10 protein-coding genes are annotated in these 14436 nt (G+C 42.5%); 8 read left to right on the top strand and 2 right to left on the bottom strand.

The window, feature by feature from the left end; genetic code table 11:
- Window positions 1-39: 39 nt before the first annotated feature.
- Complete coding sequence (locus ACTWP7_RS06640) at window positions 40-885, bottom strand: mechanosensitive ion channel family protein (RefSeq protein WP_443122508.1); 846 nt, start codon at window positions 883-885, stop codon at window positions 40-42.
- Window positions 886-1212: 327 nt separating this feature from the next.
- Here ACTWP7_RS06640 and ACTWP7_RS06635 point away from each other — a divergent pair, with 327 nt between their 5' ends.
- The 8 genes from ACTWP7_RS06635 to ACTWP7_RS06600 all read left to right on the top strand — a co-directional run bounded on the left by ACTWP7_RS06635 (window position 1213) and on the right by ACTWP7_RS06600 (window position 12599).
- Window positions 1213-1755 (top strand): peroxiredoxin, encoded by a 543-nt coding sequence (locus ACTWP7_RS06635; protein WP_014643036.1) that lies wholly within the window; start codon window positions 1213-1215, stop codon window positions 1753-1755.
- 93 nt (window positions 1756-1848) lie between these two features.
- Complete coding sequence (locus tag ACTWP7_RS06630; protein ID WP_443122507.1) at window positions 1849-2301, top strand: redoxin domain-containing protein; 453 nt, start codon at window positions 1849-1851, stop codon at window positions 2299-2301.
- Window positions 2302-2606: 305 nt separating this feature from the next.
- Window positions 2607-4361: an ABC transporter ATP-binding protein gene (locus ACTWP7_RS06625; RefSeq protein WP_443122506.1), complete on the top strand. Its 1755-nt coding sequence runs from the start codon at window positions 2607-2609 to the stop codon at window positions 4359-4361.
- A gap of 18 nt (window positions 4362-4379) precedes the next feature.
- Entirely contained in the window at window positions 4380-6212 is a 1833-nt protein-coding gene (locus ACTWP7_RS06620) for an ABC transporter ATP-binding protein (RefSeq protein ID WP_443122505.1), read from the top strand.
- A 298-nt stretch (window positions 6213-6510) separates the two neighbouring features.
- The gene (locus ACTWP7_RS06615) at window positions 6511-7866 is read left to right on the top strand and encodes a cytochrome ubiquinol oxidase subunit I (protein WP_443122504.1); all 1356 of its coding nucleotides are present in this window, start codon (window positions 6511-6513) and stop codon (window positions 7864-7866) included.
- 3 nt (window positions 7867-7869) lie between these two features.
- Window positions 7870-8883 carry a cytochrome d ubiquinol oxidase subunit II gene (locus tag ACTWP7_RS06610; RefSeq protein WP_443122503.1) on the top strand — a complete coding sequence of 338 codons (1014 nt, stop codon included), beginning with the start codon at window positions 7870-7872 and terminating at the stop codon, window positions 8881-8883.
- Between the two features lie 159 nt (window positions 8884-9042).
- Window positions 9043-9708: a potassium channel family protein gene (locus tag ACTWP7_RS06605; protein WP_443122502.1), complete on the top strand. Its 666-nt coding sequence runs from the start codon at window positions 9043-9045 to the stop codon at window positions 9706-9708.
- Between the two features lie 1172 nt (window positions 9709-10880).
- Window positions 10881-12599, top strand: a complete 1719-nt coding sequence (locus tag ACTWP7_RS06600; protein ID WP_443122501.1) for a pyruvate oxidase — start codon at window positions 10881-10883, stop codon at window positions 12597-12599.
- A gap of 169 nt (window positions 12600-12768) precedes the next feature.
- Here the strand turns inward: ACTWP7_RS06600 and rnjA are convergent, their stop codons facing one another.
- A complete protein-coding gene (gene rnjA / locus ACTWP7_RS06595) occupies window positions 12769-14436 on the bottom strand; it encodes a ribonuclease J1 (RefSeq protein ID WP_014643044.1) in 1668 nt (555 codons plus the stop codon).

The raw sequence follows: 14436 nt of genomic DNA, 5'->3' as shown, positions 1-14436 counted from the left end.
TAGCCCGGGTTTCCCCGGGCCAGTTTTAAAAGAGAGCGATTAATCGTTCTCTTTTTTCGTTACATTTACTTGATGAGGATAAGGAATTTCAATGCCTGCTTGATCGAGAGCTTCTTTCATAGCTTTTCTCAAGTCTCTCTCCACAGCCCATTGTTCCATATTTTCCGTTTTTCCTAAGATGCGGATGACAACATCGGAAGAACCTAAGCTTTGAACACCAAGAACGCTTGGGCCTTCTTTAAAACGCTCATCGTTTGCAAACTCGTCAGCAACCTCTTTTAGGACAGTCATAGCCTGATCAATGTTTTCATCATAACCAATACCGATATCCACCAGCGCGCGCATGTTTCCGCGGGAGTGATTGGCTACGCCTGAAATGTTCCGGTTTGGGATGAAATTCAGAGTTCCATCGAAACTGCGAAGCAGAGTTGTCCGTATACCTACTTCCTCAACCACTCCGTCATATCCGCCAGCGGTTACGTAGTCTCCCACTTCAACCTGCCGCTCTGATAATAGGAAGAAACCGGTCACAATATCGGAAACCAGTCCCTGAGCACCGAAGCCTATGGCAAGACCGACTATTCCAGCTCCAGCGAGCAGTGGTCCAATTTCGATCGTAAGGGCACTTAAAACCATGACGATGAAAATGAAAGTAATGGAATAGGAAAAAATATTAATAGCCAGTTTTTCAAGCGTCTGACTTCGACCATCTGATAATTTCCGCTGATTGCTCATCCGCTTCATTGCCGCACCTATTGCTTTTTTACCAAGCGGTTTCACAATAGCAAAGGCAATAAGTAAAAGGAGTATTTCAAGCCCCCCTCTTATGATATCCTCTACAACCACAGAAGGATTGAACTTAAAACCTTCTTCAAATATATTCATTTTACGACTCCTTTCTCCAAAATTTGCTAGGGTTCCTTTATAGAATATCGGAAAGTCCAGAATCATTTCAATTAATATTTCGTTTTTTTGTATTTCATGTAGAATATTTTGAGTGACACGTATATAGTTTTACTTTTCTGATGAACTATTGTTTAATGAGAAAGGCAGTGGTACATACTAATCGTAAGAAAAGTACAATTTATACGGGAACAAGTCAGATTAAATTAATTATTATCTGAAATTGACTATAATTAACGTTCTCGTTATACTAGGTATTGTGATAAAGACAGTAATTCAAGTTTTAAATTATTTTTCGGAGGGATTCAAATGGCAGATCGTATGGTAGCCAAGCAAGCGCCACGCTTTGAAATGGATGCAGTACTTCCTAACAAAGAATTCGGTAAAGTTTCACTGGAAGAGAACATGAAGAACGACAAATGGACAGTCCTTTTCTTCTACCCTATGGACTTCACATTTGTATGCCCTACAGAAATTACAGCACTATCTGATCGTTTCGATGAATTCGAAGATCTGGATGCTGAAGTAATCGGAGTATCTACAGATACCATTCACACACACCTTGCGTGGATCAATACTTCCCGCGAAGATAATGGCCTAGGTGACCTTGAATATCATTTAGCGGCAGATACCAATCATCAGGTATCTAAAGACTACGGTGTATTGATTGAAGAGGAAGGTGTGGCTCTTCGCGGTCTATTCATCATCAGTCCAGAAGGTGAACTGCAGTATCAAGTAGTTAATCACAACAATATCGGCCGTGATGTAGACGAAACGCTTCGTGTCCTGCAGGCGCTTCAAACGGGTGGACTATGCCCTGCTAACTGGAAGCCAGGTCAGGAAACCCTATAAGTTCCCTTTAACGAATGAGCGAAAGATTTAGGGTCTAACATGTCAGGTGTTAGACCCTTTTCCATCTTAAACAAGGAAGAGGAGGATTCGATTATGCGTTTAAGAACACCGATGCCTGAATTGCCAGAAGCAACCACATGGTATAACAGCGAGCCATTAACGAAAGAAGATTTAATCGGCGATAAACCGACATTAATTCACTTCTGGTCAGTCAGCTGCGGAATGTGTAAAGAAGCCATGCCTAATGTCAATGAGTTTCGTGATGAATATAGGGATGATCTAAACGTAATTGCTGTGCATATGCCTCGGTCTGAAAAAGATCTCGACTTAGATCAAATTCAGGAAGTAGCGAAAGAGCATGGCATTACTCAGCCGATATACGTTGATAATCGGCACGCTCTTACGGATGCGTTCGATAATCAGTACGTACCTGCTTATTATGTATTTGATGAAGAAGGGAACCTCCGTCACTTTCAAGCTGGAGGCGGCGGAATGAAAATGCTTCGTAAACGTGTGAATCGCGTACTTGGGCTTAACCAAAAATAAGGAATGACAAGAAAGCAATTTCCATATAACTATGGGGATTGCTTTTTTTATGTTAGGGGGCAAGTTAAATGAAGGCTTTATCACGTGTGGTCCTGTTATTTAATGAAAGGCCCGAACACCGGCAGATATCCGGGGGATTCGGCATAATTAACTGCCATAAAGCTTGCTAAATAGATATGACCATTTTCACTGGCTGAATGATTCAAACTGGCAGAAATTTTTAAAAATTGGCACGTAAGGGTGGCATTTTATTTCGATACCCGATATATTTATAAATACGTTAAAATATTTGGAGGAGGGGGATTATGGAGACTTTTAAAAAATTAAAGCAGTTTTACTGGCCCTACCGAAAGTTCTTTTTCTTATCAGTATTATCTCTCATATTCGTAGCCGGAATTACGGTAGTTTATCCAGTCATCCTGCAAAAAACGATAGATGAAGTGATCCGGGGCGAAGAGTATAATTTAATCCCATACATTTGCGGCATTTTTATTTTGTTAATGATCGTGAAGGGGATTGCGACTTATTTTCATCAATACTTAGGAGAATACTTTGGAATCAGTTCCGTTTTCACTCTGCGTGATGAGTTATATAAAAAACTGCAGCGTCTATCCTTTAAGTATTATGATAACGCGAAGACGGGAGACCTGATGTCCCGTTTAACGGCAGATGTAGAAGGATTTCGCTTCTTTTTATCCTTTGGTTTTTCAGAACTCATTCGTATTACCTTGTTAATTGTAATCAGTTTGAGTGTGATGTTTTATTACTCCATTCCGCTTGCTCTCGTGACAATGGCGGCCATGCCGTTCCTGGCTGTTGTAGTGTACAGTTTTGATCGCAGAGTACACCCAGCTTTCCGGCGAATCCGGAAGTCATTTGGGAAACTGAATACACGAGTACAGGAAAATATCAGCGGCATGAATACGGTGAAATCACTGTCCAGAGAAAGTTTTGAGATCGGAAGGTTTTCGGATCGTAGCGAAGACTATCGGTCAAAGTATATTACAACTTCAAATATATGGGCACGTTTCTTTCCTTTGATGGAATTTATCGGCAACGTCTGTGTGGTGGCTCTGCTTGCATACGGAGGTTACTTAGTCATCGATGGGTCGCTTCAATTAGGAGAATTGGTCGCCTTTTTCAGTCTAGTTTGGTACATTCTTGGACCGCTTATGAACTTAGGGTTCGTCATCAACCTGTTCTCCCAATCGAAAGCTTCTGGAGAGCGCTTACTTGAAATTCTGGAAGCGGAAGAGGATATCCAGGAAAAAGAGGACCCGATCGTCGTAGATCGCTTACAAGGTCATGTAACGTTTGAAGACGTGACGTTAACTTATACAAAAGACGACGATTCAGCCTTAAAACATATTACCTTTGATGCGCCTCCTGGTAAGACGATTGGTTTAATCGGGGCAACGGGTGCAGGTAAAAGCAGTATTACGCAACTTATCACCAGATTTTATGAACCAGAGAAAGGGCGGGTTTTACTCGATGGAACTCCGGTTCAAGAATTTGGGCTAAAAACTCTAAGGAAAAACATCGGATTTGTCCTGCAGGAATCTTTCTTGTTTTCTACTACGATTAAGGAAAATATCTCTTACGGCAATCCAGATGCCACGATTGAAGATGTGATGGATGCAGCCAAACGGGCGCAGGCACACGACTTCATCATGGAAATGCCGGAGGGTTATGACGCTCTGCTTGGAGAACGAGGCATGGGGCTGTCTGGAGGACAGAAGCAGCGAATTGCGATTGCAAGAGCCATCTTGATTGATCCTTCCGTACTTATTTTAGACGACGCCACTTCAGCCGTCGATATGGAAACGGAATTCCAAATTCAAAAAGCCCTGCAAGAAGTGATGAAAGGGAGGACAACCTTCATTATTGCCCACCGAATCTCTTCCTTAAAACATGCGGATGAAATTCTCGTACTGGAAGAAGGGGAAGTGAAAGAACGAGGCATTCATGATGACCTTGTTTATAACGGGGGGCCCTATCAGAGGATCTACGATATTCAATATCAGGATAAAGAAAAAATACTCAATGCTTCTAACGCTTAAAGAAAGGGGGAGAAACAGGTGGCAAAAAAACCGAAACATAAACCTGTCACGAATAAACACTTAAATCGTTTTAAATATACACAGGATCAGGCGGTTGAAAAGCCCTTCAACTGGTCGCAAATGTGGAGACTGCTGCGTTATGTGAAGCCTTATGCTAAAACACTGCTTCCGATTTCGATCATCGCGATGCTCGTATCAACAATTGTCCGTCTGGTCGTGCCGATCTTAATTGGTAGAGTAGCCATTGATAAAGCTATTGGCAACAGTGATACAAATCTTTTAATTCAACTTGTTGTCGGTATTTCTATTCTTTACCTGCTTAGTTATATTGCAAATACACTGAGGATTAAATATGTAAATATTTTAGGTCAGAATGTGATTTATGATCTTCGGCAGCATTTGTTTTCGCATGTTCAGCGGCTTTCTCACAAGTTCTTTGATTCAAGATCAGCCGGTTCCATTCTTGTAAGAATAATGAATGATATAAACTCTCTACAGGAATTGTTTACGAATGGTATTATCAACTTGCTTATGGATGTGGTCATGCTTACCGGAATTATCGCAATCCTGTTCTGGATGAGTCCGAAACTTGCCTTAGCTATTCTTGTGATCATGCCGCTAATGTTTTATATTTCTACGAAACTGCGCCGTAATATCAGGCGCTCCTGGCAGGATGTACGGATTCAGCAGTCTCGTCTCAACTCTCATTTGAACGAAAGTATTCAGGGGATTCGAATTACGCAATCTTTTTCACAGGAAAGAGAGAATGCAGAGTACTTCGATGGCGTGAACACAGATAACTTTCAGTCCTGGAATACAGCCACTAGAAAAAGTGCGATGTTCCGGCCGTTTGTAGAGATGAGTAATGCGGTTGGAACCGTTATCCTTATCTCTTTCGGCGCCTATCTGATCCTAAGCGGGGACATCTCCATTGGTAAATTCGTCTCCTTTGCCTTTTTCCTGGGTATGTTCTGGGAGCCAATTTCAAGGCTTGGTATGATGTACAATCAAATGCTCATGGCAATGGCCTCCTCTGAAAGGATCTTCGAATTTCTGGATGAACAGCCAAATGTAGAAGAAAAGACAAATGCGGTTGAACTGAAAGATATGAAAGGTCATATAGAATTTGACCATGTTCAATTTGCTTATGATGAAAAACGGATCGCTCTTCATGATATCAATTTAGAAATGAAACAGGGAGAGACGGTAGCTCTCGTCGGGCATACCGGATCCGGGAAATCGACTATTGCGAATTTAATCAGCCGTTTCTACGATCCAACAAAAGGAGCGGTTAAGATTGACGGAGTCGATTTGCAGGATGCGACCATTGATAGTGTGCGCCAGCAAATCAGTGTCGTGCTGCAGGATACCTTTATCTTCTCCGGAACCATTCTTGAGAATATCCGCTTTGGTCGTCCAACTGCCAGTGATGAAGAAGTGAAAGAAGCGGCTAAAGTGGTCGGAGCAGAAGATTTCATCAACCGTTTAAGTGAGGGATACGATACAGAAGTAGAAGAGCGCGGTAGTATTTTATCGGCTGGAGAAAAACAACTGCTTTCCTTCGCCCGTGCTTTACTTGCAGATCCGCGGATTCTTATTTTAGATGAAGCTACCGCAAGCATAGATACTGAAACGGAAGTTCGTATCCAGAAAGCCCTGCGTAAACTATTACACGGTCGAACGGCCATTATTATTGCTCACCGGCTGTCCACGATCCGTGAAGCGGACAACATTTATGTACTGGAGAATGGACGCATTCTTGAGAACGGTTCACATGATGAATTAATGGATCAAAAAGGTGAGTATTATGAATTAGTGAAAGCCCAGTTCCAAATGCTTGATGCCATCTAGGATTTGTATTCACCTATCACTTCCTGAGTATAAAAGGCACCCTTACCGGGGTGTCTTTTTTGTGTGCAATCTATCGTTAGAAACCATAAGGGATAGGGAATAGAACTTACAAAACGTTTTAGGCATACATTTAGACATCAAAGACCATATCGTGTATCATAAACTTAAATTAAGACTTTGTGAAGTTTGTCACAAAATAGTCATATACCTATCGCACTTAAACCGTTTTCACCTATTATACTAGGGGTAGATTGTCTGAATTCATAAGATTTACTAGCAGTAAGAGGGGGAAGGGAAGATGTTTGATTTAGATAGTGCTACGCTTAGCCGCATGCTGACTGCACTTACTCTTGGGTATCACGCGATCTTTGCTACGCTTGGTGTAGGTATTCCGGTCATGATATCCATAGCAGAATTCATAGGAATTAAAAAGAAAGATCCTCACTATACGCTGCTGGCAAGACGCTGGACAAGAGGATTTACCATTACAGTGGCTGTAGGGGTTGTGACAGGAACCGCGATTGGATTACAGCTCTCCCTTTTATGGCCGAGCTTTATGCAACTGGCAGGTAAGGTAATCGCCTTACCACTGTTCATGGAAACTTTCGCTTTTTTCTTTGAAGCTATATTTTTAGGAATCTATCTTTATACATGGGACCGATTTAAAAATCCTATGTACCACTGGCTGTTGTCCATTCCTGTTGTGATCGGCTCTACATTATCAGCTTTCTTTATCACATCGGTGAACGGCTTTCTAAACACTCCGCAAGGGTTTGAACTGGAAGGAGACACAGTTACGTCCATTCAACCATTAGCTGCGATGTTTAATCCAGCGACGCCCACGAAGGTTTTTCACGTCGTTTCTACATCTTATTTAACCGCAGCAGCTGTCCTTGCGACCATTGCAGCTATTTATCTATTGAAAAAGAAAAATACTCTTTACCATATGAAGGCCTTGAAACTTACGGTCGTTTCTGTATTCATTTTTGCAATAGCTACCGCTATAGCAGGTGACTTATCTGCTAAGTTCCTTGCTAAAGAGCAGCCGGAAAAATTGGCTGCCGGAGAATGGCATTTTGAAACGGAAGAAGGAGCAGACCTGGTTGTTTTCGGTACATTAAATGAAAATCAGGAAGTGGAGAATGCGATTCGGATACCAAATGGCTTAAGCTTTTTAGCTCACGGCGACTTTAATGCAGAAGTAACTGGACTGGATCAAATTCCGGATGATGAAGAGCCTCCGCTTTGGATTCACTATATGTTTGACTTAATGGTGACGATCGGTTTCTTCACACTTGGAGTTTCCCTTATGTACCTGGTGTTCTGGAAGGTGAAGAAGTGGAACGAATATCACCCGCTGCTCTTATGGGGGATTGCTTCTCTCGGACCATTATCTATGGCCGCTGTCGAATTTGGCTGGGTATTTGCGGAACTTGGACGGCAGCCATGGATTCTAAGAGGATTTATGACTGTCTCTGAAGGAGCAACCACCTCTCCATATGTTGGGTGGATGCTTATTCTATTCATTGGCTTATACATTGTGCTGTCGATCGGCTGTGTAATCGCGCTCCGTAAGATATTTAAAGGAAACCCGGCTGAACATGAGCTTGAACATCGTTATCCTGAAGTGGCAGCTACAAAGGAGGGTAACTAACTCATGAGTTATGAACTAGTTGGAATTTCTGTACTTTGGCTGTTTCTCTACGGCTACCTGATTGTAGCATCGATTGACTTCGGTGCCGGGTTCTTTGCTTATTTTGCTAAAGTAACGAAAAAAGATCACATCATTAATAAACTGATCTCTCGTTATCTCTCCCCCGTCTGGGAGGTAACCAACGTATTTTTCGTATTTTTCTTTGTTGGATTGATTGGATTTTTCCCGGATATGGCTTATTACTTTGGGCAATCCCTATTAATCCCGGGAAGTATTGCAATTGTCCTGCTTGCTATTCGAGGCTCGTTTTACGCCTTTGAAAACTATGGTTCAAAAGAGAATCATTTGTACATGTTTTTGTACGGAGCCACAGGCTTGTTGATACCTGCTGCTCTGTCAACGGCCCTCACGATCTCCGAAGGTGGTTATATTAAAGAAACGGAGAACGGGGTCCAACTAATGTACGGAGAGCTGTTTTCCAGTCCCTATTCCTGGAGTGTGGTTTTTCTCGCCATCGTCTCAGTGCTGTATATCAGCTCCATGTTCCTGGCCTATTATGCAAAGCGTGCCGGGGATCAACCTGCGCTCGATTTAGTTAGGAAGTACGCATTGTTCTGGAGTTCGCCAACCATTATTGCCAGTCTAACCACGTTTATTGCGCTTAGTCAGCAAAACCCGGAACACTTCCAGCGGGCAATCGATCTGTGGTGGGTTTTCGGAATTTCCGTGGCTTTCTTTATGGCTGCAGTTTTCCTAATCTATCAAGGGAAGTATTATGGATGGGCGTTCATCGCCGTAATGCTTCAATTCTTTGTAGCCTTTTTCGGTTATGGTGCTTCCCATCTACCTTATCTGCTGTACCCGTATGTCACACTGTCTGGCGGAGTGACAAGTGAATCTATGGCGGTGGCCTTAATTGTCGTGTTTATAGCCGGGTTATTTTTACTCATTCCATCACTTATCATGCTGATGCGGATGTTCCTATTTGATGCAGATTATGTCAAAGGTAAGAAGTAATAAGTTGTTCATGCAGCTTGCAGAGGACCTGCTTGGTTCTCTGCAAGTTTTTTTAAATTGTAATTGAAGGATTTTGACACATTCATACTTATGATGTGCAGAAGCGTATAATGTGATAGAATAACGTTAGATTTTCACTGAAAAGATGGAGGACAGATCATGAAAAAAGAATTTGCCGTGATAGGACTCGGGCGGTTCGGCGGCAGTATATGCCGAGAGCTAAGCCGTGAGGGAATGGAAGTATTAGCTCTGGACCTTGATGAAGATAAAGTGAACGAATATAGAGATATAGCGGCTCATGCTGTAATCGCCGATTCTACGGATGAAAACGTTCTGCGAGAACTTGGAATGCGTAATATTGACCACGTCATTGTCGCGATAGGGGATAATATACAAGCGAGCATTCTCACAACCTTAATGCTGAAGGAATTAGGCATCAAAACGATCACCGTTAAAGCTCAGAATGACTATCATGAAAAAGTATTGGCTAAAATCGGGGCTGATCACGTTGTTCACCCTGAGCGTGATATGGGTAAACGAATTGCACATAATATCATCTCCAACAACATACTCGACTACATTGAATTATCAGATGACCATAGTGTCGTAGAGGTTAAAGCAGGAAGCAAAATGAGCGGGCGTACTCTGGTGGATCTTGATATCCGTGCTGAGTACGGGTGTAACGTCGTGGCTATTAAAAGGAAGAAAGATGTCATTGTATCTCCAATGGCCACAGAAGAAATCCGTGAAAATGACGTATTGATTGTCATCGGAGCAGATAAAGACATCAGTCGTTTTGAAAAAAATCTTGTAGTTGAAGATTAATCATCATCTTAAAAAAACCTGCCATGCTGGCAGGTTTTTTTAGCTTTTAAAGCAAATCAATTAGTACGCGTTGTAAACTCTTCGTGTTCATTTTCCAAATAAAGCTCCCTATATTGTAATAATCGTTTTCCGCAGCAGCCCTTGCTTCAATTACTATTATGTTTTCTATACTTGAAAAACGAAACTCATATGATAACGAACGGTGAGATATTTAAAAAAAAAGCTCTGTTAAACTTCCGTGTTGATTTTAAGGTAAAGCTTCCTTTTCTGTAAGACTCAATTTCGAGATAAATGGGTCCGTTACTCTATGTGGAGGAGGGCTGGTGGGGAAATAACTCGCTTTCCTATGGGGGAACGGTGAGCTTCCTCGCTCGTTTCACTCCCTGCGGGATCTCACCTAGTCCCTTCTCCCATGGGAGTCTCGCCATTTCCCCACCACCCCAACTATAATGTTACGAACGGACCCTTCCGGAAGAGATTGGTTCTCCTCCGTAATCTGTATGAAATGCTTTCATGACGGGCGATCTCTGTCGTTACATCCTAACTACATGGGCTAATACTTCATTATGCAGGTGATGGTTGAAGTGGTTTCGAGCTTCTGATTTGGCAAGGTCCGGAGGGGGATGATGATGACTCCTAGGTTAAAAGCGGAAGCACCTTGGTCAGCGGCGTATGGACTGGACTGAGCTGGCGGAGATAAAGAAAACACGAAGAGCGGAGCGATTCGATGTTGCCTTATCGTACAGAAGTGAGGGAAGTCTCACTAGACGCTAGGTGCTGGAGCTGGAGAGCACTACATGTCGTTTAGGACATGATTAGCGTTTACAACTTCCTAAAGGGTAAGAGCGGGATGAACATGATCGGTGAGACCCCGGAAAGCTTTAGCTTGAGGAGGCTCAGCACATGCCCGCGGAAAGCGAATCATCCCCCGCAGGACCTTTCTTCTCATAAAAATATCTCGAAACTGAGTCTTTAACTAAACCGCCCTATTGCGTAATAAGGCTCTTATGAAAAATCAACATTATACTTTAAGAGAGCATAAAAAAAGATGCTTGGGATAAACAAATATACAATATTTGGTGGCAGTTTAGTTTACTTCTTAAGCAAAAGGGAAATATAAAGTGCTATAGACAATATTCATTGCACTAGGAAACTTAGGAAGGATGATACTTATGTTCGATCAACGTACAGGCGAAGTATTAACCCAGCAGTTAATTGATTGGGGAGTCAATCATATATATGGAATGCCGGGAGATTCTATTAATGAATTTATTGATGATATAAGAAAAAGAGAAGAGGAACTTTCTTTTTTACAGGTAAGACATGAAGAGACAGGAGCGCTCGCGGCAGCAGCTTACGCGAAGCTTACCGGAAAGTTAGGCGTCACGCTATCCATCACAGGTCCTGGCGCTATTCATTTATTAAACGGTTTGTATGATGCAAAAGCGGACCAGGCACCTGTGCTCGCCATTGTAGGGCATGTTCAAAGTGATGAGGTAGGCACCGGAGCGTTTCAGGAACAGAATCTTGAGCGCATGTTTGATGATGTAGCGGTCTTTAATAAACGGGCTGCCTCCCATGAACAGCTGCCGGATCTCCTGGATCAGGCCGTGAGAGAAGCTTATGCTAAAAAAGGTGTATCTGTGCTGATTGTTCCTGATGATCTTTTTGCCGCAAAGCAAGCGGACGATGTACGGTTACGTGCAAGTAACCTATTTCAGCCGGAGATGATGCCTAAACAAAACCACATGATAGAAGCGAAGAAACGAATTGAGCAGGCAGAAAGACCAGTGATTTTAGCAGGTAAAGGAGCAGCTGGTGCAAGAGAAGAGCTAATGGCTTTTGCTGAAACCATTAAAGCCCCTGTAATCTTAAGTCTTCTAGCAAAAGGGGTCTTACCAGATCACCACCCTTACTGCCTTGGGCATACAGGACAAATCGGAACGAAACCGGCTTATCATGCCATGAAAGAAACGGATCTTCTTATTCTTATAGGCACTCAATTCCCTTATCGGGATTTCCTGCCCGACCATGTGGATGCCATTCAAATCGATAACAAACCAGAGCATCTAGGGAAGTATTATCCGATTAAATTAGGTTTAGCCGGGGATGCGAAAGAAACGATGGAAGCTTTGTCTCAAGGAATCACACCTATAGAAGAGCGTCCATTCCTTGAAAAATACCAGGAAAAAATGAAGAACTGGCATATTGCTCTTCAAGAGGAGAAGCGTTCGGAAGAGAATCCTTTACACGCGCCTCAAGTCATGTATGAACTAGAAAATCATATGGAGTCTGGAGCTGTTATCTCAGGGGATGTTGGGAATGTAACAGTCTGGATATCACGTTTTCTGCCATTTGTGGACCAGAAGTTTGTTATTTCCGGCTGGCTTGCCACGATGGGCAGTGGTTTACCGGGAGCGATTGCTGCACAGGTTGCCTACCCAGAGAAACAAGTAATCGGTATTGTCGGAGATGGTGGCTTTTCCATGGTGATGCATGATTTTGTGACCGCCGTTAAGTATAATCTTCCCGTCAAAATCATCGTTTTAAATAATAGTAAAATTGGTTTAATCAAATATGAACAAGCTCAAATGGGCCATCCTAACCATGCCACCAATTTAGGAGAAATGAACTTTGCAAAATTCGCAGAGTCCTGTGGAGGGCAAGGTTATCGAATTGAAAGCTATGAGGAGCTGGCACCAAAAATGAAGCAGGCTTTTGTATCCAACCAGCCGGTTATTATCGATGTAGCTATTGAAGATATGGCACCACTGCCGGGCCATATCGACTATCAATCAGCCGTTAACTATTCCCAGTATATAGTTAAGAACTTTTTTGAGAATGGAAGCTTAGAACTGCCTGATTTGAAAAAAGCTTTAAAACGATTATAAAAAGTTCTATTTTCCAACAAGAGAGACCAGTCCTGTCTTTCTTAGGTTCAAAATTTGTAAAAAACGGTGTCGGCGCTAAACGTTATGACCATTTAGCAAGCATATGTTGTAGTCAATAGATCTTTAAAAAACCCCCGCTGAATTTAATCAGCGGGGGTTTTCGGTGTCTTTATACTTCCATAATGATCGGAAGGATCATTGGACGTCGTTTTGTTTTTTCAAATAAGAATGGTGCAATGGTGTCTGTAATCTCATTCTTGATTTCAGACCACTGAGTCGTACGGCGTTCCATAACTTTTTCAACATGATTATTTACAAGTTTCTGCGCTTCTTTAATCAAGTCTTCCGATTCTCTCATATAGACGAATCCGCGAGAGATGATATCTGGACCTGAAGCGATCTTGAACTCTTTCATGTTTATACTAACCACTACGATAACGAGGCCTTCTTCAGAAAGAATGCGTCTATCTCTCAGTACGATGTTACCAATGTCGCCAATTCCGCTGCCATCTACATATACAGAACCAGATGGAATCTTACCAGCGACCATCGCTTCATCTTTACCAAGAGCTAATACATCACCGTTATCCATAACAAAGCAATCTTCAGGGGCTAAATCACAATCATGACTTAACTTCGCATGTTCTTTCAGCATGCGATACTCTCCGTGGATCGGCATAAAGAAGCGTGGCTGAATCAGACGCAGCATCAGCTTCATTTCTTCACGGCTGCCGTGCCCTGATGTATGAATGTCATTCAATGGGCCGTGAATAACTTCGGCTCCTGCACGATACAATTTATTAATCGTGCGGCTGACACTGATCGTGTTACCAGGGATTGGGGAAGAGGAGAACACGACGGTGTCGCCAGGCATAATTTGAATTTGACGGTGGGTGCCATTGGCAATACGGGATAGAGCTGCCATTGGCTCACCTTGAGAACCGGTACATAGGATAACCACTTCGTTGGCCGGAAGACGGTTAATTTGTTGCGCATCTATGAATGTATCTTTAGGTGCGCGGATATAACCGAGCTCCTGTCCGATACGGATGGATGATTCCATACTGCGTCCAAAAACGGCAACTTTCCTGCCGTTTTTAACTGCCGATTCTACAACTTGCTGTAACCGGTGGATGTTTGAGGCAAATGTTGCAAATATCAAACGTCCGTCTACACGTGTGAATATATCATCTATGCTTTGTCCAACTACACGTTCTGACTTGGTAAAGCCAGGTACTTCACTATTCGTACTATCTGATAACAGGGCGAGAACCCCTTCTTTTCCAATTTCAGCCATACGAGCTAAATTAGCAGGTTCTCCGACAGGTGTGAAATCAAATTTAAAGTCTCCGGTATGAACAATGTTACCTGGAGGTGTTTTCACAACGATTCCGTATGAATCGGGAATGCTGTGAGTGGTACGGAAAAAGGATACTGATGTTTTGCGAAATTTAATGACATCATCTTCCTGGATCGTATGCATCTTCGTGTTACGAAGCAGACCGTGCTCATCCAGCTTATTTCGAAGTAAGCCGGCAGCAAGTTTCCCAGCATAGATAGGGATGTTGATTTCACGTAGTAAATAAGGGATTCCGCCGATATGGTCTTCGTGACCATGCGTAATAAAGAGTCCTTTAATTTTATCCTGATTTTGAACTAAATAGGTATAATCAGGAATAACATAATCTATTCCCAGAAGTTCATCTTCAGGGAATTTGATACCTGCATCAATGAGGATGATTTCGTCTTGAAACTGAACGCCGTATGTGTTTTTTCCAATTTCGCCGAGACCGCCAAGGGCAAATACGGCTGTTTGGTCATTTTTTACAAATTTCAT

The organism is Halobacillus sp. B29, from assembly GCF_052246755.1.
GTDB lineage: Bacteria > Bacillota > Bacilli > Bacillales > Halobacillaceae > Halobacillus > Halobacillus halophilus.
Note: the sequence above shows the minus strand (reverse complement) of the source record. Positions and strands in the feature narration are given on the sequence as shown.

Excerpts from the sequence above, each read along its gene's own strand:
- ACTWP7_RS06640 (WP_443122508.1), bottom strand. The coding sequence starts at position 885 with ATGAATATATTTGAAGAAGGTTTTAAGTTCAATCCTTCTGTGGTTGTA.
- ACTWP7_RS06635 (WP_014643036.1), top strand. The coding sequence starts at position 1,213 with ATGGCAGATCGTATGGTAGCCAAGCAAGCGCCACGCTTTGAAATGGAT.
- ACTWP7_RS06630 (WP_443122507.1), top strand. The coding sequence starts at position 1,849 with ATGCGTTTAAGAACACCGATGCCTGAATTGCCAGAAGCAACCACATGG.
- ACTWP7_RS06625 (WP_443122506.1), top strand. The coding sequence starts at position 2,607 with ATGGAGACTTTTAAAAAATTAAAGCAGTTTTACTGGCCCTACCGAAAG.
- ACTWP7_RS06615 (WP_443122504.1), top strand. The coding sequence starts at position 6,511 with ATGTTTGATTTAGATAGTGCTACGCTTAGCCGCATGCTGACTGCACTT.
- ACTWP7_RS06610 (WP_443122503.1), top strand. The coding sequence starts at position 7,870 with ATGAGTTATGAACTAGTTGGAATTTCTGTACTTTGGCTGTTTCTCTAC.
- ACTWP7_RS06605 (WP_443122502.1), top strand. The coding sequence starts at position 9,043 with ATGAAAAAAGAATTTGCCGTGATAGGACTCGGGCGGTTCGGCGGCAGT.
- ACTWP7_RS06600 (WP_443122501.1), top strand. The coding sequence starts at position 10,881 with ATGTTCGATCAACGTACAGGCGAAGTATTAACCCAGCAGTTAATTGAT.
- rnjA (WP_014643044.1), bottom strand. The coding sequence starts at position 14,436 with ATGAAATTTGTAAAAAATGACCAAACAGCCGTATTTGCCCTTGGCGGT.